Below are 22,738 nucleotides of genomic sequence, written 5' to 3'. Positions count from 1 at the left end.
CGACCGGCGTGGAGAAGCACTCAGGATGTGTTCAGGTTCGCCGTGCCAGCCTCACCTTTCATGACGAACGAAACAGCTGCGTTTCCGGCACGCGCCGGGGCTCGGCAGATGCTGAACAAGGTCCCCGAAGTCACGATCTACTTCTGGGTGATCAAGGTGCTGTGCACGACGGTGGGCGAGACCGCCGCCGATCTCCTCAACGAGAACCTTGGTCTGGGGCTGACGAACACGTCGCTGGTCATGACCGTGCTGCTGATCGTCACGCTCTGGTTCCAGTTCCGGGCCAAGAGGTACGTCCCCGGGCTCTACTGGCTCGCCGTGGTGCTGATCAGCGTGGTCGGCACGCTGGTGAGCGACAACCTCACGGACAATTTGGGGGTCGCGCTGGAGACGACGACGGCCGTCTTCGCCGTGGCGCTCGTCGCGGTGTTCGCCGCTTGGTACGCGAGTGAGCGGACGCTCTCCATCCACTCCATTCACACGGTCCGCCGTGAGGCGTTCTACTGGGCCGCGATCCTCTTCACGTTCGCGCTCGGCACCTCGGCGGGCGACCTCACGGCGGAGCGGATGGACCTCGGGTACTGGGTGTCCGCACTGCTGTTCGCCGTGCTCATCGCGGCCGTGGCCGCCGCCCACTACGGGCTCGGCCTCGCCGCCGTCCCGGCATTCTGGATCGCGTACATCCTCACCCGACCGCTGGGCGCCTCGTTCGGCGACTACCTCTCGCAGGCGCGCGCCGACGGCGGTCTCGGCCTCGGTACGGTCGGCACCAGCGCGATCTTCCTCGTCCTGATCCTGGCCCTCGTCAGCTATCTGACGGTGACCCGGCGGGACGCGAACCCCGCTCCCGTCAGCCCGTCGGAAGGCTGACCACGAACCGTGCTCCGGTGGCGGCCGGGTCCCACTCGATGTCGCCGCCGGAAGCGCGGGCCAGCCGCCGGGCCAGGGCCAGCCCGAGACCGGCCCCGTCATGACCGTCGTCCGGGTCGGCGCGGCGGCCCGGCTCGAAGACGTCCGCCCCGGTCTCCGGGGGCACACCCGGGCCGTCGTCGGTCACGGCGAGCTCGACACCGGCCGGGGTCTGCGTGTACGTCAGGGTGACGGCGGTGGCGGCGTAGCGGCGGGCATTGTCGAGCAGCGGCATGAGCATGCGTTCCACGAGCGCGGGGGAGACCCCTGCGGTGACGTCGGCGCCGCCCCGTACGGACAGCGGCGGGGCGTCGGGGTGCTGCTGGGCGTACTGCTCGGCCACGTGATGGGCCAATGCGGGCAGCCGGCAGCGGCCGGGCGGCTGCTCGGTGCGCGCGCGGGCTTCGGACAGCAAGGTCTCGCAGATGTGCCGCATGCTCGTGGCGGCGGCAGCGATCGCCTCGTGGGAGGCGTGCTGCCCGGCCGCGTCCCGTGGCCGGGCGGTGAGCCAGTCGGTCTCGGCCACGATGCGGGCCAGCGGGGTGCGCAGCTCGTGCGAGAGCTCGGCGGTCCGCAGTTGTTCGTGGCGCAGTACGGCGGCCAGCCGGTCCAGGAGTTCGTCGAGGTTGGTGGCGAGCGAGGCGAGCTCGTCCGGGCGGTGGCCGGTGCCGAAGCGTTCCGCGGCGCCGAGCTCACTCCAGCGGGCCGCCTGGGTGCTCATCTCGGCGACCGGGCGCAGGGCCCGCTCGACGATGGTGCGGGTGAGCAGATACACCCCGGCCAGGAGCAGCAGCCCGAGGATCGCGGAACCGGCGAGGGCGGCGTGGGCGGTGCTGCGGTACGGGTCGAGGGAGACAGCGACGACGACGGTGCCGGTCTGCCGGTTGCTGGCGCGCACCGGCAGGGCGTACAGCCGGGAGGGATTCCGGCCGCCCGTTTCCTGGTGTCTGATGCCCTGGCCGGTGAGCCCGTCCGCCTGGCGCTGGAGCGCGGCGGGCGCGCTCGGCCGTTCGACGGCCGTGCTGCCGCGGTAGATCCACGTGCCGACATCCAGGGCACGGTCGTCGGCCGGTTCGTGGACGACGATCCCGCCGTCCGGGCGCGCCTCGATGGTGGCGGCCACCGCCGCGGCACGGGTCTGCAGCAGGTCGTCGGCCTGGCTGCTCAGCCGTCCGGCGAGGACTATGTTGAACGCGACGGTGAGCGCGGCGACCCAGGCAGTGGCGGAGGCCAGGGCGAGCAGGGCGAGGCGGCCCCGCAGGGTGCGAGGCAGTGCAGCGCGGAGTCGTCCGATGACGCGGAACCGCCTCATATCAGTCGGTACCCGACACCTCGTACCGTACTGATCTCCTGTGGGCTGTCCGCCTCGCGCAGCTTCCGGCGCAGCCGGGTCAGGTACTGGTCGAGCGTGTTGTCGCTGACCTGAGCCCCGTCGGGCCAGGCCGCGCGCAGCAGTTCCCGTCTGCGTACGGTGGTTCCGGGCGCCGCCATCAGTGCGGCCAGCAGGCGGAACTCGGTGGGGGTGAGCGCCACCGGCTTGCCGTGCACCTCCAGGAGGTGGCGTACGGGATCGAGCCGCAGCTCCGCCAGCTCGACCACGGGGTCCGGTCCGGCGCGGCGCAGCGCCGCGCGGATCCGGGCGGCCAGCTCGGCCAGGTGGAAGGGTTTGGCGAGGTAGTCGTCGCCGCCCGCCGAGAAGCCCGAGAGCCGGTCGGTGAGCGTGTCGTGCGCGGTGAGGAAGACCACCGGGGCCTGCAGCCCCGCCGAACGCATGGCCTGGCACACGTCCCGGCCGTCCGAGTCGGGCAGCCCGATGTCGAGGACGACGGCATCCACTCGGTCGTCGAGAGTGCGCAGGGCGCCGGCTCCGGTGGCGGCGGTCACGACGGCGAAGCTCTCCTCGCGCAGTCCGCGGGCGAGCACGTCGCGCAGCCCGTGGTCGTCCTCGACGACCAGGACGCGGCGTTGCAGAAGTTCCGTCACGGCAGTCGAGTCCTTCGTCGGGGGCCCGCAGCCCGGTCGCAGCACTTTCGTCTACAGGAATGTAGACGAAACCGGTCGGCTCATGTTCCGCCGTGATCGTCACCGGCACCGCCGGTCTCCAGACGGTAGCCGTGTGCTCGCACTGTGGTGATCCGCGGCAGGCGCAGGGCCGCCGCCGCGGCGGCGGCCGCGTGGAGCCGACTGCGCAGCGAGGCCATCGTCACATCGAGGTTCTTGGTCGGACCGAACCAGTTCTCGTTCGCACCTCCGAGGCTGTTGACGGTGGGGTTGTGCCGGCCACCGGGGCGGGATCGGCCGTGGACGGACTCGCGCGGACGACTGCTCGGTCGCCCCGTGGCCCGAACAGGTGCAGGATTTCCACGGCGCTCGTGCTCGCCGGACCGAACCAGTGGGGTTCTCCGGTGTCGAACTCGGCCACTTCGCCGGGGCCGAGGGTGAATTCGTGTTCCCCGAGAACGAGGCGTAGCTCACCTGCGAGGACGTAGAGCCACTCGTAGCCGTCGTGGGTGACCAACTTCGGTTCGCGGGGAGCCAGTACCTGCTTGAACACCTGCACTCGGCCCGGGTACTGCGTCAGGGGCACGAGGGTGCTGCCGTGCCCTTTGCGCAAGGGGGTGAGATGCACCCGTGGGTCACCGCTGGCCGGTGCGGCCACCAGTTGGTCGAGTGCGATTCGGTGCGCACGAGCGAGCGGGATGAGCAACTCCAGAGTCGGGCGCCGTTTGCCTGACTCAAGACGAGACAGCGTGCTCACCGAGAACCCGGTCATAGCGGCAAGCGCCTCCAGCGTGAGTCGACGGTCCCGGCGCAGCGCGCGCAAGCGGGGCCCGATGCCGTCGAGTATCTGCTCCAGTTCTTCGTCCATGGAGACCATTTTGCGGTCTTCGCAAATCTGCTGGGCAGTGGTCGTCCTCCGGCCCGAGCATGGCCGGGCAGATGCTTCCGGACTTGAGAGGTAGGCCGTGACCGCGACGATCCACGCTGTTCAGCCCGTTCTGAGCGCACGTAGGCGCTGGACGGTGCTGGCCGTCTGCTGCTTGAGCATGTTCCTGGTGGGTCTGGACACCACCATCATCAACGTGGGCCTGCCGGCCATCGGCCGCGGCCTGGATGCCGGGACTCGCCGGCTCGAGTGGACGGTGGACGCCTACACCCTGGTCCTGGCCAGTCTCCTGATCTCCTCCGGTGCGCTGGCGGATCGCTTTGGACGCCGACGGGTGTTCCAGTTCGGGTTGGTCGTGTTCGGCGTGGCCTCGCTGGTCTGCGCGATCGCCCCTTCGGTGGGCGTGCTCATCGCTGCCCGTGCTCTCCAGGGAATCGGCGCCTCGATGCTCAGTCCCGTGGCTCTCGCGATCGTGGTGAACGCGATGCCCGACCCGCGGGAGCGAGCGCAGGCGATCGGTGTCTGGGCGTCGGTCTTCGGGCTCAGCATGGCCGCTGGTCCTGTCACAGGCGGCGCTCTCATCGCGGGTATCGGCTGGCGCTCGGTGTTCTGGGTCAACGCGCCGGTCATCGTAGTCGCCCTGGCGCTGAGCGCGGTGTTCGTGCCGGAGTCCCGGGCGAAGCGGGCGCAGCGGCTCGACATACCAGGTCAGGTCCTGCTGACAGCGGTCATCGGGGTCTCGGTCGGTGTCCTCATCGAGGGGCCACACATCGGTTGGACGTCGCTCGCGGCGCTTTCCGCGTACGTGATCGCCGCCGTGGCGGCGGTCGGATTCGTGTGGGTCGAGTCCCGCCGGCGCGAGCCGCTGATGGATCCGGGGCTCTTCCGGAGTCCGGTCTTCAGCGGTGCGGTCCTGGGCGCCGTGGCGGTCTTCGTCGCCTTGAACGTGACGCTGCTGCTCAACACCCTCTACCTGCAGCACACCCGGGGATGGACGCCACTGGCCGCCGGGGTGGCGACTTTGCCCATGGCTGCCGGAGCGACCGTCTGCGCACCCCTGTCCGGTCGGCTGGTCGGTCGTCTTGGAGCGCGGACGCCGCTTGTCCTGGCCGGTGGCTTCATCACGGCAGGCGGACTCTGCCTGGTCAGGCTCGACCTGCACACGAGCGTGCCACTGCTCCTGCTTGCCTACTTGCTCATCGGCATCGGGTTCGGGTTCGCCAACGCCCCGATCACCAACACCGCAGTGAGCGGACTGCCTGCGACCCGTGCCGGCGTGGCCGGAGCGATCACGTCCACCGCACGGCAGTTCGGCTCTGCGGTCGGCATCGCCATCGCCGGCGGACTGGTCGCCGGTACAGGCCCGGCAGGGCTGGCACACGCATCCCGTCCGGGCTGGATCCTGGTCGCTACCTGCGGACTGTTCCTGGTCCTCGTGGCCCATGCATCGCGGCTGCCATCACGCTCGTGACCCGGCGCCTCACCCGGCGAACCACCCGCCTGCCAGCAGTGGTTCTCCGGCCGACCGCCGACCGTACCAGCGAGTGGTCCGGAACCGCTGCGCTCCACTCACACTCCGGAAGCCCTTCATCGCCCGTTCACGCTGCCGGGTGGGCTGGTGGGAATTCTCCGCCCGGTTGTTGAGACCCTTGTGGGAGCGGTGCTCGACCGAGGGCATGACCTCGGTCGGGGGCGCCATAGGAGCGGAGATTGTCCGTGACGACCACCCTGGGCACCGCGCCCGTGTTCTTCAGCAGGCGGCGGAAGAACCGCCTGGCCGCGGCGGTGTCCCGGCGGTTCTGCACGGGGGTGTCGAGGACGCTGCCGTCCTGGTCGACGGCCCGCCACAGATACTTCTGCTCGCCGTTGATCTTGATGAAGACCTCGTCCAGATGCCACGTGTCCCCAGACCGGGGCTGCCGGCGGCGCAGCGCGTTGGCGTAGGTCTGCCCGAACTTCACACACAGCGGCGGATCGTTTCGTGGGAGACGATCACGCCGCGCTCAAGCATGAGCTCCTCTACCTCGCGGAACGACAGCGGGAAGCGGAAGTACAGCCACACGCAGTGCGAGATCACCTCGACCGGGTACCGGTGTCCCTGGCACCACGGCGACGCGCTCCCCACCGACGATCCCCTCCACCATGATCAACCCGACGATCCTCCCACGCCATCCGCCAACGTGACAGTGCCCTTTCCACGCTTCAGTGTCGTCCACCAGCTCCACCAGCTCCAGGAGCTCGGGGACGCGATCAGTCTCGAAGCGGCAGTCGCGTATCTGCGCCCAGTTCACCACTTGGGCATTGAACCGTCCTGAGGCGGCCAGGGGCGACTCCGCATTCCCGGATCTGTCCTGGGCGCCACCTCCAATCGGCCCACTGGACAGGCCCCAGGCCCATCTTCTGGTGAGCGGTGGCCTGGCGGCAGCCGGGGTCGCGAGGCTGCTCGTCGTCCGGCCCGCCAACCCTGCGCTTGACAGCAGGCGGGATGCAGATCCGGCAACGCGCAGGACGGAGGAGGGAGCGGCCCGGTCGTGGGCGTCCCCTGAACCCCTCCCGCTATCGGCCCTTCGCGGCGAGGAACCGGGCCGGCACCTCGCCGCCGCCGTGCACCGCCAGATCGGCGCCGTTGACATACGCCGCGAGATCGCCGGCCAGGTACAGACAGGCGCGTGCGACATCGTCCGGCACCGCCATCCGTCGCATCGGGATGACATCCGCCACCGCCGCATCCCCGTCCTCGCCGTACACCGACGCCGCGCTCTCGGTGCGGATCAGTCCGGTCGTGATGTGGTTGACGCGCACCTTCGGCGCCCATTCCAGGGCCAGCGCCCGGGTCAGTGCCAGCAGCCCCGCCTTCGCCGCCGAGTAGGCGGCGGTACCCGGCTGCGGGGTGTGTGCGGAGACACTGCCGATGTTGATGACCGAGCCGCCGCCGTCCTGTCGCTGCATGACCCGGTTCGCCGCCTGCGCCACATAGAACGGCGCCAGCAGATTCAGTGCGACGACCTTTTCGACGAATCGCGGCGACACGGTCGCCGCGTCGGCGTCGGGGGAGCCGCCCGCATTGTTGACGAGCACATCCAGCCGTCCGTACCGCTCCACCGCGGCGTCGACGAGTGCGGCGGACGCCGCCGGGTCACGGACATCGACCGACCGGAAGCGAGCGGTCCGCCCACCGGCCGCAGGCAGCTCCGACGGTTCATTGCGCCCGCAGACCAGCACCTCCGCGCCCGCGGAGAGGAAGGCCTCGGCGATCATGGCGCCGACTCCCTTCGTGCCACCGGTGACGATCGCCGTTCGGCCGGTGAAGTCGATGGGGCTGCCGATGTCCATGGTCCGCCTCTGCTGGTGCCGAACTCGTCGTCGAAAGTAATCTACCAATCGTTTGTTTGGTGGACTAGCCGGAAGCGCCCCCGGAGCACGGCCGGCCGGTGACTCCCGAGGAAGTCACCGGCCGGCCGGACGGTGCGCCACCCCCGTCCCCACGGTGCGGCGCAGGCGGGCCCTCGTCATCCGCTCGGACGGCGGCCCACGTTCATCAGGACCCGGTGTCAGTCGGGTCCAGTCCCAGTGCGGGGAAGATGGCGCTCTCCACGAAGCGGGTGAGATATGCCTCATCCGCGATCTTCGCCTCCAGCAAGGGCCTGGCCCGCACCACGCCCAGCAGCTGCGCGGAGACGAACTCCGCCGCGGGGTTGTCCATGGGGATCTCGCCACGCTCCATGGCCCGCCGGACCATGACGTCGATCGCTGCGATCTCCGGCAGGATCAGCGCCTCGCGCAGCGCGCAGAGCAGCTCCGGGCTCTGCAGTGCGGCATGGCTGAGTGCGTGCAGCAGCGGGGTGTCCCGTCCGGAACCCGCGCTGATGGCCTGGGCCGCCAAACGCAGGTCACCGGCGAGCGAGCCCGTGTCGATGTGCGAGAGCAGCATGCGCTGGGTGCTGTGCAGCGCCGCGACGACCAGCTCCGGCTTGGAGCCCCATTGCCGGTAGAGCGTGGACTTCCCGCACCGGGTGCGGGAGGCGACCCCCTCCATGGTGAGCGATTCGTATCCGCTCTCCCTGAGTATGTCGAGCACAGCCGTGTAGAACTCTTGCGCCCGCTCCGGCGTGATCTTCGAGCGACGCGAGGTGTGGGCCTGTTCCTGCACGGAATCGTGCGACGACATGTGCTTTCCCTCTCTGCGGCTCTGCGACGAGGTCTTCCGATACGCCAGTGTACCGAAACGCGCGTGTACCGATACGTCAGCGTATCGGTACACTGGCGTATCGATTTGGCATGGGCTGGACCATGCCGCGTAACACCGCTTCGTCAGCAAAGGGGCACCGGGTGATGTATGCCCGTAGCGAGCCCGCAGATCGGGAGCCGGACACTTCTGCCCGACCGCCCCTCGTCCGCGAGCTCCTTCTTGTCGTAGGGCTCTTCGTGGTCTACAAGTTCGGCCGGCAGGCCGCGAACGGTCACGTCGAGGAGGCGTACCGCAACGCCGGACACGTCTGGGACTTCGAACGCGCGGCGCACCTGCCGAGCGAGGGCGCCGTGCAGGGAGCGCTGCTGCACAGCGAGACGCTGGTCCGCCTCGCGAACACCTACTACGCGACCGTGCACTTCCCGGCCACGCTGCTCTTCCTGGCCTGGCTGTACTGGCGCCGCCCGCGCCACTACGTCTGGTCGCGCCGGATCCTCGCCGCGCTCACCGGTGCCGCTCTCGCACTCCACCTGCTGTTCCCGCTCGCCCCGCCGCGGATGCTCGACGCCGCCGGACTCGTCGACACCGGCCAGGTGTACGGGCCGACGGTGTACGGAGACACTCCGGAGACCGACTCGATGGCGAACCAGTTCGCCGCGATGCCCTCGCTGCACTTCGGCTGGGCGCTGATGGTCGCCGTCGGACTGATCGTCGCGACGCGTTCGCGGTGGCGCTGGCTGTGGCTGCTGCACCCGCTCGTCACCCTGCTGGTGATAGTCGGCACCGCCAACCACTACTGGCTCGACTCGATCGTCGTCAGCGCGCTGCTCGCCGTGGCGCTCGCGGTGCTGCGGCTCCAGCCAACGGAGCCGATCCGAGGACGTCTGCCGTGGCCTTCCGGCGCAGGGGGCGAGCCCGCGCCCGCCCGTACCGCGCCGCCGGTGCCCCGTGTTCCCGACCCGGCCGCCTCCCAGGCGTACGCCTCGTCGTCCGGGGGACGGCCATGAACGCCACGCTGATCGCCGTCGCCCTCTCCCTGGTCTCCGCCGTCGCGTACGCCTCGGCGGCGGTGGCTCAGGCCCGGCTCGCCGGACGCACCGATCCGGGCACCGGAGTGCTCCGGATGCTCGGGCGCGGGGCGTGGTGGTCGGCGGTCGGACTCAACGCCGGTGGCGCGCTGCTGCATGTCGCGGCGCTGAAGTACGGGCCCCTCACCCTCGTCCAGCCGCTTGGCGCGCTGACCCTCGTCGCCGCAGTACCGTTGGGTGCGCGCGCCGCCGGGCGCCGGGTGACCAGGACCGAATGGCGCGGCACGATCCTCACCCTGCTCGGCCTGGGCGCCCTGCTGCTGACGGCCGGCGGCTCCGCACCGCACGACACGCTCAGCCCGGCCGAGGCGCTCGCGGTCGGTGCGGCGACCATGGCGGTCGTCGCCGGACTCAGCCGGCCGGGGGCCCGCCCCGGACTGAGGCACGCTGCGGCATCCGGCATCACGTCGGGCGTCGCCTCGGCGCTCACCCAGACACTGACGGTGGCGGTCACGGACCACACGGGCCCGTTGTTCAACTGGCGCCTGGTGACAGTGGCACTGCTCGTCTCCGCCTTCGCGATGGGAGGCCTGCTGCTCTCGCAGACCGCCTACCAGGGTGGTCTCGGCGCGCCGCTCGCGGTCCTGACCCTCGCCAATCCCGTTGCCGCCGCGGTGATAGGTGTGGCGCTGCTTGGCGAACGCCTTCAGGGCGGGACGATCGCGCTGGTTCCGGCGCTGCTGGGGTCGGCGGCGGCGGTGCGGGGAGTCATTCTGCTCAGCCGGGCGCAGGACGGGGCGACGCCGACGGCGTACCGGGCCAGGATCGAGGCGGAGCTGGCGCCGAGTGTGCCGTCGAGGGTCGTGATCAGCAGCCCCCGGACGACGGACCAGCTGACGCTGCGACCGGAACTCGGCAGGACGCCGGTCGGCGGGTCATAAGGGGGACCGGCGCCGGGGCATCCGGTGGCAGTTTCCTCCTCGGTCTCCCCCGTGACCCCAAGGACATGGGGGAGATCCCTCGTGCTGTGACCGGAAAGGTTCACCGGCTCGCGGCGTCCGGCACGGCACCTCGCCGTGTTGTCGCATCGCCCGAGTACATCCAGTACGCGGGCGATGCTCCGCCTTGCGATGCACCGCACCGGACGCCGCGAGCTTTACGGCAAACCTCTCCGGTCACAGCACTATCCCGCTGACGCGCCCGGCCCGGTGGCCGGGATCCCGTCCAGAGCGCGGGTCAGCCAGCCGATCCAGAAGTTCTCCAGATCGATGCCGCCGCGGAGTACGAGATGCCGCAGCCGGTCCTCCTCCGAGTTCCGCTCCGGCGGGAAGTCCCGCGCCTCGATCGCCAGATACTCGGCCAGCTGCTTCCGGTGCAGCTCCAGGTGGCGGCGGAGTTCAGCGTCCAGGCCCGGTGCGCCGACCACCGCCGCCGCGCGCATTCGCAGCAGCAGCGGATCGCGGACCTGCTTCGGGTCCTCCCGGAGCGCCACCCATGCGGACAGTGCCGCGCGGCCGGCGGGCAGGACCTCGTACTCCTTCTTCTGCCCCCGGGCCGGCTGCGCCGACGGCAGGGCCCGGATCTGCCCGGCCTGCTCCAGCTTTCCCAGCTCGCGATAGATCTGCTGGTGCGTGGATGACCAGAAGTAGCCGATCGACCGGTCGAACCTGCGGGTCAGCTCCAGCCCCGACGACGGCTTTTCGAGCAGGGCGGTGAGGATCGCGTGCGGGAGTGACATGGAGAGCATCCTAGGGACGGCCCGGGCGTCACAGGGCTGCCGCGAGCTCCGTTCCCTGCCGGATGGCCCGCTTGGCATCCAGTTCGGCGGCCACGTCGGCGCCGCCGATCAGGTGCGGCGTACGACCCGCGGCGATCAGCTCCTCGTACAGTTCGCGCTGTGGCTCCTGACCGGCGCAGAGCACCACCGTGTCCACCGGCAGGAGGTGCTGCTCGCCGTCGACCGTCAGGTGCAGACCGTCGTCGTCGATGCGGTCGTACGTGGCGCCCGCGATCATCGTGACGCCTCGGTGCCGCAGTTCCGTACGGTGGATCCAGCCGGTCGTTTTGCCCAGCCCCGCGCCCACCTTGCTCGTCCTGCGCTGCAGGAGATGCACGGTGCGCGGCGGCTTCGGGCGCTCGGGCAGGCGCAGGCCGCCACGCTCCTGGTATGCGGTGTCGACCCCCCAGTGCCGGAAGAACACCTCCGGGTCGAGGCTCGCCGCATCGCCGCCGTCCGTCAGGAATTCGGCGACGTCGAAGCCGATTCCGCCCGCACCGATGATCGCGACCCGCTGTCCGACAGCCGCCCCGTCGCGCAGGACGTCGAGGTAACCGACCACGCTGGGGTGATCCAGGCCCGGGATCGCGGGGGAGCGGGGTGTCACGCCGGTGGCGAGGACGATCTCGTCGAAGCCGTCGAGCGTGTCCGGCGTCGCCTTCGTCCCGAGCCGGAGGTCGACGTGCTGCTCCGCGAGCCGGGTGCGGAAGTAGCGCAGCGTCTCGTCGAACTCCTCCTTGCCGGGGATCCGGCGCGCCACATTCAGCTGGCCGCCGATCTCGTCGGCCGCGTCGAACAGCGTCACCTCATGCCCGCGCTCGGATGCCGATACGGCGCACGCGAGTCCGGCGGGACCCGCGCCGACGACCGCGACGCGCTTACGGGTCCGGGTCGGCGACAACATGAGTTCGGTCTCGTGGCAGGCGCGCGGATTGACCAGGCAGGAGGTGATCTTTCCGCTGAACGTGTGGTCGAGGCACGCCTGGTTGCAGCCGATGCAGGTGTTGATCGCGTCAGCACGCCCCGCGCTCGCCTTGGCGACGAAGTCCGGGTCGGCGAGGAACGGCCGGGCCAGGGACACCATGTCGGCCCGCCCCGAGGCGAGGATCTCCTCGGCGACCTCGGGGGTGTTGATCCGGTTACTGGTCACCAGCGGTACGGAGACGGCCCCGCGCACCTTCTCGGTGACCCAGGTGTACGCACCGCGCGGCACGGACGTCGCGATGGTGGGGATGCGGGCCTCGTGCCAGCCGATTCCGGTGTTGATGATCGTGGCCCCGGCCGCCTCGATCTCCCGGGCGAGCTGCACGACCTCCTCCAGCGAGGAGCCGCCGGGCACCAGGTCCAGCATCGAGAGCCGGTAGATCAGGATGAAGTCGTTGCCCACTCGCTCGCGGACCCGGCGCACGATCTCCACGGGGAACCGGATGCGGTTCTCGTACGAGCCGCCCCAGCGGTCGGTGCGGTGGTTGGTCCCGGCTGCGATGAACTCATTGATCAGATAGCCCTCGGAGCCCATGATCTCGACACCGTCGTAGCCTGCCTGCCGTGCCAGCTCGGCGGTCCGCACGAAGTCCTCGATGGTCTCCTCGACCTCGCCGTCCGTCAGGGCGTGCGGGGTGAAGGGGCTGATCGGGGCTTGGATCGCGCTCGGCGCCACCAGATCCGGATGGTGCGCGTACCGGCCGAAGTGGAGGATCTGCATCGCGATCCGGCCGCCCGCCGCATGCACGGCGGCGGTGACCCGGGCGTGCTGCTCGGCCTCCGCCTCGGTGGTCAGCTTGGCGCCGCCGGGATAGGGACGGGCTCGGTCGTTCGGCGCGATGCCCCCGGTGACCATGAGCCCGACTCCGCCGCGGGCGCGGGCGGCGTAGAACGCCGCCATCCTCTCGAAGCCGCGCTCGGCCTCTTCCAGGCCGACATGCATCGACCCCATCAGCACCCGGTTGGGAAGGGTGGTGAACCCGAGGTCGAGCGGGCTCAGCAGATTCGGGTACGGGGTCATCCGGCGGCTCCTCGCGCAGTGTCGTTGCGCCAGTTGTAGACCACCGGAACGCCATTATGCAACAAGTTGCATAATGGCGTTCGTCGCACCGGGCCGACCATCCGGCACCGTCCCCCGGACGGAGTAGTACCGGGGTACGTCCACCCGCCGAGGCGCGGAGAGTGGATCCGTAGCCCGGATCACCCCCACTACCCCGCGGAGACCCCCCATGACCTGCGTCAACCGGCGTGACCTCGGCCTTCTTGTCCTGCGCGTCGGCACCGGCGCGGTCCTGGCCGCGCATGGCACCCAGAAGCTGTTCGGGTGGTTCGGCGGCGGGGGCATCGAAGGAACCACCGCGAGCATGGAGGCCATGGGCTTCCACCCGCCCAAGCACAGCGCCGTCGCCGCCGGACTCGGCGAGGCGGCCGGCGGGGCCCTGCTGGCGCTCGGCCTCGCCACCCCCGCCGCCGGCGCGGCGGCGGCGGGCGCCATGGCGGGCGCCGTCGCCGTGCACGCGCCCGCGGGCTTCTTCGCGCATCGCGGCGGGTACGAGTACCCGGCGTTCCTCGGTTTCACTGCCGCAGCGATCGGACTGACCGGCCCCGGCCGTTACTCCCTCGACCATGCCACTTGGTATGTGTTCAACCAGCCGTGGATGGTGGCGCTCGCCTTCGCGGGCAGCGTCGCCGCAGCCGCCGCAGTGGTAGGAAAGCGGGCCAGGGGGCAGCGAAAGGGCGCCGACGAGACCTGACGGCCTCCCCCACGATGGGGAGTGGGCTCCCGACGCCCTGCGACTGCTCCCCCAAGCTCTCGGCTTCGCTCGAGCAGGGAGGGGCCCCTGCGGCGTTGTCGTCGGTCACCGACGCTCCTCGTCGACTCCGTCCTCCGCCCTGCCATCGAAGCCGCACAACGCCGCTCGCTCATCCACTCCCCATCGCGGGGGAGGCCGTGAGCCGACAAGCCGAGCGGGCCGGCCCCGATGCGCTGTCGCTCCCACGGCCTGTGCTCCGGCCGTCGAGTGGCCGCAGGGCGTTCCCTTTCGAGTGACTCCGCCGCCCCGGCGCCCGCGGAGCCCGTTCCGCGTGTCCGAGGCTTGCAGCCGGCCGGACCTGCTCCGGCCGGGAGCCGTAGAACCGCTGGGAGTCCGCCGTGCACATCCTGCTCGTCGCGAGTGCGTTCAACAGCCTCACTCAGCGCGTCCACGCCGAGCTGCGGGACCGCGGCCACAACGTGGCGGTCGAACTCGCGCTCTCCGACGGACATGTGCGGGACGCGGTCCGGCGGTTCGCACCCGAACTGATGGTGGCTCCGATGCTCAGGACGGCCATCCCGCGGGACGTGTGGTCGGTGCACACGTGCCTCATCGTCCATCCGGGACCTGCGGGTGACCGCGGTCCGTCCTCGCTCGACTGGGCGATCCATGAGGGCGTCAGCCGCTGGGGTGTGACGGTTCTGCAGGCCGACGAGGAGATGGACGCCGGAGACGTCTGGGCGTCGGTCGGGTTCTCCGTACCACCGGTCGGCAAGAGCGACCTGTACCGCAACGAGGTCTCCGACGCGGCGCTCACGGCCGTGCTGCTCGCCGTCGACCGGTTCGCCTCGGGGACGTACAGACCCCGGCCCCAGGACAGCACACGGGCCACGGGCGGTACCCGGCCGTACTTCCGCCAGGAACGCCGGCGGATCGACTGGCGGTCCGACTCCACGAAGACCGTGCTGCGCAAGCTGCGCGCAGCCGACTCGCACCCCGGTGTACTGGACGAACTGCTCGGCGGCGAGTGGTTTCTGCACGGGGGACACCCCGAGGACCGGCTGCGCGGCCGCCCCGGCGAGCTGCTCGCCACGCGGGCCGGAGCGGTCTGCCGGGCGACGCCCGACGGCGCCGTATGGATTCCGGAGCTGCGGGCCAGGCGGCGGCCGGGAGAGCCCGCCCCGCTCAAACTTCCCGCCGTCCTGGCGCTCGGCGACCGCTTGCCTCCGCTGCCCGAAGACCCGGTCCCGCCGGAAGCACCCGGGCGCCGCGGAACCTGGACCGACATCCGCTACGAGGAGACCGGCGCCGTCGGACATCTCACGTTCTCGTTCCCCGGCGGGGCGATGAGTACCACGCACTGCACGCGCCTCCTGGACGCCTACCGGAGCGCCTGCTCCCGGCCCACCTCGGTCCTGGTACTGGGCGGCGGCCGGGACTTCTTCTCCAACGGCATCCACCTGGGTGTCATCGAGGCGGCGGCCGACCCCGCCGAGGAGTCCTGGGCCAACATCAACGCGATGAACGACCTGGTGCAGGCCGTGCTGACCACCACCGACCGGCTGGTGATCGCCGCCGTGGGCGGCAACGCCGCAGCCGGAGGAGCGATGCTCGCCCTGGCCGCCGACGAGGTCTGGTGCCGCAAGGGATCGGTCCTGAACCCGCACTACCGGCTGATGGGGCTGTCCGGCTCGGAGTACTGGACCCGCACGCTGCCGCACCGAGTAGGACCCGAGGTCGCCGAACGGCTCGTCCATGAAGCGCTGCCGCTCGGCGCCGAAGCCGCCGAACGGCTCGACCTGGTGGACCGGACGGTCGCCTGCCCACCCCAGGACTTCCCGGCCGAGGCCCTCCGACTGGCCGTCCGGCTGGCCTCGTCGACGGACGTACAGGCCAGGATCGCCCGGAAGAAGCCGGCGCTGGAGCGTCAGGAGGCGGTCAAGCCGCTGGCCGTCCACCGACAGGAGGAACTGGCCGCGATGCGGTCCATCTTCTTCGACCCGGACGCGCCCTACCACTCGCTGCGCCGCGCCTTCGTACGCAAGGAACCCCCGGCCCGGACTCCGCGCCACCTCGGCACCGGTGTTCCCGCCACGCGCACGGCGGACCCTTCCGCCGGACGGTACCGCAATGTCACCGCAACGGCCGCGCTCGCCGTAGCACCCGAGCCGGCTGACTGTTAGCTGGACATGAACGCCGAAACGCGGGCATTCATCGCAGACCTCTCCAAGGAGGCATCCCCATGGGTGCAGCAACAGCGAACACCGTCGGCGCCCAGGCAGAAGGTGCGGCCGCCGACGAGGAGTCCCCGATCCACATCCTCTGGATCAATGCGGGGCTGAGCTGTGACGGCGACTCGGTGTCGCTGACCGCGGCGATGCAGCCCAGCATCGAGGAGATCGTGCTCGGTGTGCTGCCCGGGCTGCCCAAGATCCAGGTCCACTGGCCCCTGATCGACTTCGACAGCGGTCCGGTAGGCGGTGCGGACACCTTCATCGAATGGTTCTTCAAGGGCGAACGCGGCGAGATCGATCCCTTCGTGCTGGTCGTCGAGGGATCCATCCCCAACGAATCGATCAAGCAGGAGGGTTACTGGTGCGGCTTCGGCGACAACCCCGAGACCGGCCAGCCGATCACCACCAGTGAGTGGATCGACCGACTGGCGTCCAAGGCCCTGGCGGTCGTCGCCATCGGAACCTGCGCCACCTACGGCGGCATCCACGCGATGGCCGGCAACCCCACCGGCGCCATGGGCGTACCCGACTACCTGGGCTGGGACTGGACCTCGAAGGCCGGCATCCCGATCGTCTGCGTGCCCGGCTGTCCCATCCAGCCGGACAACTTCTCGGAGACCCTCACCTACCTGCTCTACCAGGCGGTGGGATCCGCGCCGATGATTCCGCTGGACGACAAGCTGCGCCCGGCCTGGCTCTTCGGAGCCACCGTGCACGAGGGATGCGACCGGGCCGGCTACTACGAGCAGGGCCAGTTCGCCACCACGTACGACTCGCCCAAATGCCTGGTCAAGCTGGGCTGCTGGGGTCCCGTCGTCAAGTGCAACGTACCCAAGCGCGGCTGGATGAACGGCATCGGCGGCTGCCCGAATGTCGGCGGCATCTGTATCGCCTGCACCATGCCCGGATTCCCCGACAAGTTCATGCCGTTCATGGACGAACCGCCCGGCGGCAAGGTCTCCAGCGCCGCCAGCGGAGCGTACGGGGCGGTGGTCCGCAGGCTCCGGTCGATCACGGCGAAGACCGTGGACAAGGAGCCGAGGTGGCGTCACAAGGGCTCCAAGCTGACCACCGGATACCGATCGCCCCGGTGACGGGCGCGGCGTCCGCCGGGTGCCCCGCACCCCGCGATCGATGAACGTCCCGATTCCGCTCCGCTCCCTCCTCCATCAACTCCCACTCCCCAGAAGGGTCATGGCACACACAATGGCACCCACGACGAAGACGGCCGGCGACGGCAGTGGCCTCGTCGAGATGGCCTGGGATCCGATCACCCGGATCGTAGGCAGTCTCGGCATCCACACGAAGATCGACTTCAAGCAGAAGCGGGTCGCGGAGTGCTACAGCACCTCGTCGGTCTTCCGTGGCTACAGCGTCTTCATGCGGGGCAAGGACCCCCGGGACGCCCACTTCATCACCAGCCGCATCTGCGGGATCTGCGGCGACAACCACGCCACATGTTCCGTGTACACACAGAACATGGCCTACGGGGTGAAGCCGCCGAACCTCGGTGAGTGGATCATCAACCTGGGCGAGTCGGCGGAGTACATGTTCGACCACAACATCTTCCAGGAGAACCTGGTCGGGGTCGACTACTGCGAGAAGATGGTCCGCGAGACCAACCCCGGAGTCCTGGAGCTCGCCGAGCGTACCGAGGCGCCGCACGCCGGGGAGCACGGCTACCGCACAATCGCCGACATCATGCGCTCCCTCAACCCCATCGAGGGAGAGTTCTACCGCGAGGCTCTTCAAGTGAGCCGCTACACGCGGGAGATGTTCTGCCTGATGGAAGGGCGCCATGTGCACCCCTCCACGCTCTACCCGGGCGGCGTCGGAACGGTCGCGTCCGTCCAGCTCTTCACGGACTACCTCAGCCGCCTCATGCGGTACGTGGAGTTCATGAAGCGGGTCGTTCCCCTGCACGACGACCTGTTCGACTTCTTCTACGAGGCGCTGCCCGGGTACGAGGAGGTCGGCCGCCGGCGGGTGCTGCTCGGTTGCTGGGGAGCGCTCAACGACCCCGAACACTGCGACTTCACGTACGCGAACATGACCGACTGGGGACGGAAGATGTTCGTCACCCCCGGCGTGATCGTGGACGGCAAACTGGTCACCAACGACCTCACCGAGATCAACCTCGGCATCCGGATCCTGCTCGGCAGTTCGTACTACGACGACTGGGAGGGCAAGGAACAGTTCGTCACCCACGACCCGCTGGGCAACCCGGTGGACCCCCGCCACCCGTGGAACCAGCACACGATCCCCGCCCCGCAGAAGCGGAACTTCGACGACAAGTACAGCTGGGTGATGTCGCCCCGCTGGTTCGACGGCAAGGACCACCTGCCACTGGACACCGGTGGCGGCCCCATCGCCCGCCTCTGGTCCACCGCGCTGTCCGGGCTCGTCGACGTCGGCTATGTGAAGGCGACGGGCCACAGCGTCGTCATCAACCTGCCGCGCACGATGACCAAGCCCGAGACCACCTTCGAGTGGAAGATCCCGAAGTGGAGCAACGCGCTGGAACGCAACCGCGCCCGCACCTACTTCCAGGCGTACGCCGCCGCGATCGCGCTGCACTGTGCCGAGAAGGGGCTCGAGGAGGTCCGCGCCGGACGCACCCAGACCTGGGAGAAGTTCGAGGTGCCGGACGAGAGCATCGGCGTCGGCTTCACGGAGGCCGTACGCGGCGTGCTCTCCCACCACATGGTGATCAGGGACGGCAAGATCGCCAATTATCACCCCTACCCGCCCACCCCGTGGAACGCCAGCACGCGGGACTCGTTCGGTACCCCCGGCCCCTACGAGGACGCGGTGCAGAACACACCGATCTTCGAGGAGAACACCCCGGAGAACTTCAAGGGCATCGACATCATGCGGACCATCCGCAGCTTCGACCCCTGCCTGCCGTGCGGCGTCCACATGTACGTGGGCGGCGGCAAGACCGTCAAGCAGATGCATGTGCCCACCGGGCTGAGCGGACTGGCCGGATGAGCGCCGCAGCGACGTTCGTCGCACCGCCGAGGGCCCTCGACGCCGTGGAGGCCGGGCAGCGGGTCGAGGACCTGCTCGACCGTCTGAGCACCACCGGCGACCAGGAAGTGTGCGCCGCAGCAGAGGAGTTGGTGCGGGTCCTGATGGACTTCTACGGCGCCGGCCTGGCCCGGATCGTCGGCCGCCTCGGCACCCCCGCGGACCGCGGAACCGGCGACGGACCGCTCGCCGCGCTGCTCGACGACGAACTTGTGTCGAGCCTGCTGGCCCTGCACGATCTGCACCCGGAGGACATCGGCACGCGTATCGCGCGCGCCCTGGACTCCGTACGCGATCCCGTCGAGGTCGTGGGCTTCGACGAGGAGACCGGCATCCTGCGGCTGCGCTCCTCGGCCGGGGCCGGTGACGGCGGTGGCTGCGGCTGCCCGAGCACAGGCGCGGCGACGCAGCGCAGCGTCGAGGACGCGCTGGCCTGCTTCGTACCGGAAGTGGAGCAGGTGGTGATGGAGCCGGTGACCGTCGACCGGGAGCCACCCCTGCTCCAGATCGCCACGCGCCCGCCGGCCGGAACTGCCGGAGCCGGCACGACCGTTGCCGCGACGGCACCGTGAACGCCCCCCCGACCAGGGCCGCGCGTCGCTCGGCGCCCGTTGCCCGCGCCCGAGGCCTGCGCAGATTCGCCGCGCCGCCGGAGCCCCGGCAGGAACGGTGCGAGCTGTGCGGCGTGCCCGTGACCGAGGGCGGTCATCGGCATCTCGTGGACACCGAGAAGCGTGCGCTGGCCTGTGCATGCACCCCGTGTGCCCTGCTGTTCGAGCGGCCGGGCGCAGCCCACGGACGCTTCAGAACGGTCCCGGACCGCTATCTGTCCGATGCGGAGCACCGTCTCGACGACGGTGCGTGGGAGCTGCTGCAGATCCCGGTCGGCGTCGCGTTCTTCTTCCGCAACGCGGCGCTGGACCGGCTGGTCGCGCTCTATCCGAGCCCGGCCGGAGCGACCGAGAGCGAACTCGACCCGGAGACCTGGCAGACCGTGCTCGGCGCCAGTCGCCTCGCCGCCCTCCTCGAACCCGACGTCGAGGCACTGCTGATGCGTCGCACCGGGGGCCAGGCCGAGTGTTACCTCGTGCCGATCGACATCTGTTACGAGCTGGTGGGGCGCATGCGCCTGCTGTGGCAGGGCTTCGACGGCGGCGCCGAGGCGAGAGCCGATCTCCAGGCGTTCTTCGCGCACGTCGAGGGACGCGCCCGAACCTGGGAGAAGGGGCAGCCGCGGTGACGGAATTCGCCTTCACCTGCACCGGAGTCCACGCCGACGCGTACGCGGCGGGCCCCACGCTGGTCTTCCGGCTGCGCATCGCCGCGTCCGCGGAAACCCGGGTGCACGCCCTCGCGCTGCGCTGCCAGATCCGTATCGAACCGGCCCGGCGAGGCTACGAGCAGGGCGAGGCGGACGGACTGCACGACCTCTTCGGCGACCGCTCACGCTGGGGAAACACGCTGCAGCCGCTGCAGTTCGCCCAGGTCTCCCTCACGGTTCCGTCCTTCACCACGGAGACCGAGGTGGACCTCGTCGTGCCCTGCACCTACGACCTGGACATCGCCGCGACCCGGTACTTCGACGCGCTCCAGGACGGCGAGGTGCCGCTCCTCCTGCTCTTCTCCGGCACCGCCTTCACCGGGGACGGCGGCTTCCACGTCGAGCCGATTCCCTGGGACCGCGAGGCGCCCTTCCGGATGCCGGTGTCGGTGTGGAAGGACATGATCGAGCAGCACTTCCCGGGCTGTGGCTGGATCCGGCTGCCGCGCGACACCATGAACGCGCTGCTCGCCTTCCGCTCGCGGCAGGCCCTGCCGTCCTGGGAGGCGACCGTCCAGGCCCTGATCGACCTGGCCGGAGACACGGGTACTCCGCCTGCGGGGTCCCCAGGGCGCCCGCTGCACCGGGCCGTACTGCCCCGCGTCACCGAGAGGACGGCGCCGTGACCTCATCCCTCCTCACGCCCGCACTTGAGTCCCGGTTCGCCACCGCACGGCAGGTGGCCGACGCCGTCCTCTTCGAGGGCTATGTGCTCTACCCGTACCGGGCCTCCGCGGCCAAGAACCGGCTCCGCTGGCAGTTCGGGGTGCTCGTGCCGCCCAGCTGGGGCGCCGACCGCGAAGAGCACGACTTCCAGCACACCGAGTGCCTGATGGAGCCGAAGCCCGGCACGACGCTCGCCGTCGAAGCACGGTTTCTGCACGCCCAGCGGCGCACGGTGCAACAGGCCCGCGACGACGGCACGTTCGAGGACGTGGCTGAACTCGACCTCGCCGACCGGGTGCTGGTCCCCTGGGACGAGGGCGACGAGGAACGCGTCGAAGTGGTCGTGGACGTCGCCGAACTGGCCGGGGACGGTGTCACCGTCCCCTTCACCAGGCCCGCCCGCGAGGAGACCGAACCCGTCCTTGACGCGGACGGGCGGACAGTGGGACGCCTGGTCCGTCGCTGCGAGGAGATCAGCGGCATGGTGCGGCTGTCCGCCCGCGAACTCGACGGACCCTACCGGGTCGTGCGGCTCACCGCCGTGGTCGAGAACACCAGCACCTGGACGCCCGACTCCGCCGCGGCCGACCGGGACGCCGCGCTCCCACGGTCGCTGGTCGCCGCCCACCTCCTGATGGGGATCAGCGCGGGCTCGTTCCTGTCGATGACGGACCCGCCCGAGTGGGCGAAGGGCGCGGTCGCGGACTGCCGCAACCTGCACACCTGGCCGGTGCTCGCCGGGGAACCCGGGCGCGCGGACCTGATGCTGTCGTCCCCGATCATCCTGGAGGACCATCCGGCCATCGCCCCCGAGAGCCCCGGAGCGCTGTACGACGCCACCGAGATCGACGAGATCCTCGCCCTGCGGACGGCGGCCCTGACCGACCAGGAGAAGCGCGAGGCCCGTGGCACCGACGCCCGGGCGGCCGCGGTCGTCGACCTGGCCGAATCGATGCCCCCCGAGGTCCTGGAGCGGCTGCACGGCGCGGTGCGGTCCCTGCGCGAGATCACCGGACCCGACCCGTCCCCGCCCGCCGCCCGGGACCCCCTCCCGGACGGCGCCGACCTCATCGACGCCCGCGGCGTGCTCCGCCCCGACACCCCGTGGTGGGACCCCGCGAGCGACGACACGGCCGACCCGGCCCGGGACCGGATCCTGGTGGACGGCCGGTCCGTGGGTGTGGGCAGCCGCGTCCTTCTGCGACCGGGACTGCGGCGCACCGATGCCCAGGACCTGTTCCTCAAGGGCCGCAGCGCACAGGTCGAAGCAGTGCTCCACGACGTCGACGGCGGAGTGCACCTCGCGGTCACCGTCGAAGGCGACCCAGGTGCAGACATCCGCCGTGAGCAGGGGCGCTTCCTGTACTTCCAGCCGGACGAGATCGCCCCCCTGGAGGATGCGTGAACGCCCCCGTCCAAGAACGCCCGAGAACCCTGGTCGCCGGGATCGGGAACATCTTCCTCGGCGACGACGGCTTCGGCGTCGAGGCGGTGCGCGCACTGTCCTCGCACCGTCTCCCGGACCACCTCGAGGTGGTCGACATCGGCGTACGGGGCGTCCATCTCGCCTACCAGCTCCTCGACGGATACGACACGCTCGTCCTGATCGACGCCACCGAGCGCGGCGGCGCCCCCGGAACCCTGTACCTGATCGAGGTCGACGAACCCGGCGCCGTCGAGCCGCAGAACGCACTGCTCGACGGCCACCGGATGTCCCCCGACGCCGTCCTGGCACTGCTCGGCACCCTGTGCGCGGGCACCGGAGCCGTACCGCCGAGGCGCACGCTCGTGATCGGCTGCGAACCCGACAACGTCGACGAAGGGATCGGACTGAGCGCCCCCGTGGCCACAGCAGTGCCACAGGCCGTACGGATGGTCCTGGACCTCGTACAGGAAGAAGACCACAAGGCCGCCGCCCAGCGGACGGCGGCCGGTCCCGCCATGAACTGAGCAGAAGGA

The 22,738-nt window shown here is 70.3% G+C and carries 21 protein-coding genes and 1 pseudogene; 13 read left to right on the top strand and 9 right to left on the bottom strand.

The features are described 5' to 3' along the window. Positions 1-60 precede the first annotated feature (60 nt). On the top strand, positions 61-870 hold the full coding sequence (locus ACIBB8_RS16915; protein ID WP_398952750.1) for a hypothetical protein: 810 nt from the start codon (positions 61-63) through the stop codon (positions 868-870). Here ACIBB8_RS16915 and ACIBB8_RS16910 read toward each other — a convergent pair. From ACIBB8_RS16910 to ACIBB8_RS16895, 4 genes are all read right to left on the bottom strand, one after another. Continuing rightward, the gene (locus ACIBB8_RS16910) at positions 851-2,221 is read right to left on the bottom strand and encodes a sensor histidine kinase (RefSeq protein WP_398952748.1); all 1,371 of its coding nucleotides are present in this window, start codon (positions 2,219-2,221) and stop codon (positions 851-853) included. The two genes, ACIBB8_RS16915 and ACIBB8_RS16910, sit on opposite strands and share 20 nt — an antisense overlap. Beyond that, the gene (locus ACIBB8_RS16905) at positions 2,218-2,880 is read right to left on the bottom strand and encodes a response regulator transcription factor (protein ID WP_398952825.1); all 663 of its coding nucleotides are present in this window, start codon (positions 2,878-2,880) and stop codon (positions 2,218-2,220) included. Before ACIBB8_RS16905 ends, ACIBB8_RS16910 begins: the two co-directional genes overlap by 4 nt. A 92-nt stretch (positions 2,881-2,972) precedes the next feature. After that, the gene (locus ACIBB8_RS16900; RefSeq protein ID WP_398952746.1) at positions 2,973-3,116 is read right to left on the bottom strand and encodes a hypothetical protein; all 144 of its coding nucleotides are present in this window, start codon (positions 3,114-3,116) and stop codon (positions 2,973-2,975) included. Further along, a complete protein-coding gene (locus ACIBB8_RS16895; RefSeq protein WP_398952744.1) occupies positions 3,113-3,778 on the bottom strand; it encodes a helix-turn-helix domain-containing protein in 666 nt (221 codons plus the stop codon). Before ACIBB8_RS16895 ends, ACIBB8_RS16900 begins: the two co-directional genes overlap by 4 nt. A gap of 97 nt (positions 3,779-3,875) precedes the next feature. On the opposite strand from ACIBB8_RS16895, the gene ACIBB8_RS16890 reads away from it, so the two are divergent. Beyond that, positions 3,876-5,267, top strand: a complete 1,392-nt coding sequence (locus ACIBB8_RS16890) for an MFS transporter (RefSeq protein ID WP_398952742.1) — start codon at positions 3,876-3,878, stop codon at positions 5,265-5,267. An 81-nt stretch (positions 5,268-5,348) separates the two neighbouring features. On the opposite strand, the pseudogene ACIBB8_RS16885 reads toward ACIBB8_RS16890, so the two are convergent. The 3 genes and pseudogenes from ACIBB8_RS16885 to ACIBB8_RS16875 form a co-directional block, all read right to left on the bottom strand. Further along, positions 5,349-5,921, bottom strand: a pseudogene (locus ACIBB8_RS16885) (IS6 family transposase); the annotation flags it as partial. Between the two features lie 431 nt (positions 5,922-6,352). After that, positions 6,353-7,129 (bottom strand): SDR family oxidoreductase, encoded by a 777-nt coding sequence (locus ACIBB8_RS16880; protein ID WP_398952740.1) that lies wholly within the window; start codon positions 7,127-7,129, stop codon positions 6,353-6,355. 205 nt (positions 7,130-7,334) lie between these two features. Next, entirely contained in the window at positions 7,335-7,964 is a 630-nt protein-coding gene (locus ACIBB8_RS16875; protein WP_398952738.1) for a TetR/AcrR family transcriptional regulator C-terminal ligand-binding domain-containing protein, read from the bottom strand. Between the two features lie 164 nt (positions 7,965-8,128). Between ACIBB8_RS16875 and ACIBB8_RS16870 the strand changes: the two genes are divergently transcribed. Both ACIBB8_RS16870 and ACIBB8_RS16865 read left to right on the top strand, forming a co-directional pair. Further along, positions 8,129-8,992: a phosphatase PAP2 family protein gene (locus tag ACIBB8_RS16870; protein WP_398952736.1), complete on the top strand. Its 864-nt coding sequence runs from the start codon at positions 8,129-8,131 to the stop codon at positions 8,990-8,992. Then, entirely contained in the window at positions 8,989-9,954 is a 966-nt protein-coding gene (locus tag ACIBB8_RS16865; RefSeq protein ID WP_398952734.1) for a DMT family transporter, read from the top strand. The genes ACIBB8_RS16870 and ACIBB8_RS16865 overlap by 4 nt, the downstream gene beginning before the upstream one ends. A gap of 242 nt (positions 9,955-10,196) precedes the next feature. Here ACIBB8_RS16865 and ACIBB8_RS16860 read toward each other — a convergent pair whose 3' ends face one another. Both ACIBB8_RS16860 and ACIBB8_RS16855 read right to left on the bottom strand, forming a co-directional pair. Then, positions 10,197-10,751, bottom strand: a complete 555-nt coding sequence (locus ACIBB8_RS16860; RefSeq protein ID WP_398952732.1) for a PadR family transcriptional regulator — start codon at positions 10,749-10,751, stop codon at positions 10,197-10,199. A gap of 28 nt (positions 10,752-10,779) precedes the next feature. After that, a complete protein-coding gene (locus ACIBB8_RS16855) occupies positions 10,780-12,795 on the bottom strand; it encodes an FAD-dependent oxidoreductase (protein WP_398952730.1) in 2,016 nt (671 codons plus the stop codon). Positions 12,796-13,003: 208 nt separating this feature from the next. On the opposite strand from ACIBB8_RS16855, the gene ACIBB8_RS16850 reads away from it, so the two are divergent. From ACIBB8_RS16850 to ACIBB8_RS16810, 9 genes are all read left to right on the top strand, one after another. After that, complete coding sequence (locus ACIBB8_RS16850) at positions 13,004-13,528, top strand: DoxX family protein (protein WP_398952729.1); 525 nt, start codon at positions 13,004-13,006, stop codon at positions 13,526-13,528. Between the two features lie 398 nt (positions 13,529-13,926). Next, positions 13,927-15,711: a hydrogenase maturation protein gene (locus ACIBB8_RS16845; protein WP_398952727.1), complete on the top strand. Its 1,785-nt coding sequence runs from the start codon at positions 13,927-13,929 to the stop codon at positions 15,709-15,711. A gap of 59 nt (positions 15,712-15,770) precedes the next feature. Beyond that, positions 15,771-16,856: a hydrogenase expression protein HypE gene (locus ACIBB8_RS16840; RefSeq protein WP_398952725.1), complete on the top strand. Its 1,086-nt coding sequence runs from the start codon at positions 15,771-15,773 to the stop codon at positions 16,854-16,856. Between the two features lie 112 nt (positions 16,857-16,968). Continuing rightward, positions 16,969-18,753: a nickel-dependent hydrogenase large subunit gene (locus ACIBB8_RS16835; protein ID WP_398952723.1), complete on the top strand. Its 1,785-nt coding sequence runs from the start codon at positions 16,969-16,971 to the stop codon at positions 18,751-18,753. After that, positions 18,750-19,364 (top strand): hypothetical protein, encoded by a 615-nt coding sequence (locus ACIBB8_RS16830; protein WP_398952721.1) that lies wholly within the window; start codon positions 18,750-18,752, stop codon positions 19,362-19,364. Before ACIBB8_RS16835 ends, ACIBB8_RS16830 begins: the two co-directional genes overlap by 4 nt. Further along, complete coding sequence (locus tag ACIBB8_RS16825; protein ID WP_398952719.1) at positions 19,361-20,032, top strand: DUF5947 family protein; 672 nt, start codon at positions 19,361-19,363, stop codon at positions 20,030-20,032. The genes ACIBB8_RS16830 and ACIBB8_RS16825 overlap by 4 nt, the downstream gene beginning before the upstream one ends. Next, on the top strand, positions 20,029-20,739 hold the full coding sequence (locus tag ACIBB8_RS16820) for a DUF6084 family protein (protein ID WP_398952717.1): 711 nt from the start codon (positions 20,029-20,031) through the stop codon (positions 20,737-20,739). The genes ACIBB8_RS16825 and ACIBB8_RS16820 overlap by 4 nt, the downstream gene beginning before the upstream one ends. Beyond that, positions 20,736-22,184: a hypothetical protein gene (locus ACIBB8_RS16815; protein ID WP_398952715.1), complete on the top strand. Its 1,449-nt coding sequence runs from the start codon at positions 20,736-20,738 to the stop codon at positions 22,182-22,184. Before ACIBB8_RS16820 ends, ACIBB8_RS16815 begins: the two co-directional genes overlap by 4 nt. Next, a complete protein-coding gene (locus tag ACIBB8_RS16810; RefSeq protein WP_398952713.1) occupies positions 22,181-22,729 on the top strand; it encodes a hydrogenase maturation protease in 549 nt (182 codons plus the stop codon). The genes ACIBB8_RS16815 and ACIBB8_RS16810 overlap by 4 nt, the downstream gene beginning before the upstream one ends. Positions 22,730-22,738: the final 9 nt, after the last annotated feature.

Origin of the sequence: Streptomyces sp. NPDC051286 (assembly GCF_044455345.1) — a bacterium.
Classification (GTDB): Bacteria; Actinomycetota; Actinomycetes; order Streptomycetales; family Streptomycetaceae; genus Streptomyces.
Note: the sequence above shows the minus strand (reverse complement) of the source record. Positions and strands in the feature narration are given on the sequence as shown.

Excerpts from the sequence above, each read along its gene's own strand:
- ACIBB8_RS16915 (WP_398952750.1), top strand. The coding sequence starts at position 61 with ATGACGAACGAAACAGCTGCGTTTCCGGCACGCGCCGGGGCTCGGCAG.
- ACIBB8_RS16910 (WP_398952748.1), bottom strand. The coding sequence starts at position 2,221 with ATGAGGCGGTTCCGCGTCATCGGACGACTCCGCGCTGCACTGCCTCGC.
- ACIBB8_RS16895 (WP_398952744.1), bottom strand. The coding sequence starts at position 3,778 with ATGGACGAAGAACTGGAGCAGATACTCGACGGCATCGGGCCCCGCTTG.
- ACIBB8_RS16880 (WP_398952740.1), bottom strand. The coding sequence starts at position 7,129 with ATGGACATCGGCAGCCCCATCGACTTCACCGGCCGAACGGCGATCGTC.
- ACIBB8_RS16875 (WP_398952738.1), bottom strand. The coding sequence starts at position 7,964 with ATGTCGTCGCACGATTCCGTGCAGGAACAGGCCCACACCTCGCGTCGC.
- ACIBB8_RS16870 (WP_398952736.1), top strand. The coding sequence starts at position 8,129 with ATGTATGCCCGTAGCGAGCCCGCAGATCGGGAGCCGGACACTTCTGCC.
- ACIBB8_RS16865 (WP_398952734.1), top strand. The coding sequence starts at position 8,989 with ATGAACGCCACGCTGATCGCCGTCGCCCTCTCCCTGGTCTCCGCCGTC.
- ACIBB8_RS16860 (WP_398952732.1), bottom strand. The coding sequence starts at position 10,751 with ATGTCACTCCCGCACGCGATCCTCACCGCCCTGCTCGAAAAGCCGTCG.
- ACIBB8_RS16855 (WP_398952730.1), bottom strand. The coding sequence starts at position 12,795 with ATGACCCCGTACCCGAATCTGCTGAGCCCGCTCGACCTCGGGTTCACC.
- ACIBB8_RS16850 (WP_398952729.1), top strand. The coding sequence starts at position 13,004 with ATGACCTGCGTCAACCGGCGTGACCTCGGCCTTCTTGTCCTGCGCGTC.
- ACIBB8_RS16840 (WP_398952725.1), top strand. The coding sequence starts at position 15,771 with ATGGGTGCAGCAACAGCGAACACCGTCGGCGCCCAGGCAGAAGGTGCG.
- ACIBB8_RS16835 (WP_398952723.1), top strand. The coding sequence starts at position 16,969 with ATGGCACCCACGACGAAGACGGCCGGCGACGGCAGTGGCCTCGTCGAG.
- ACIBB8_RS16830 (WP_398952721.1), top strand. The coding sequence starts at position 18,750 with ATGAGCGCCGCAGCGACGTTCGTCGCACCGCCGAGGGCCCTCGACGCC.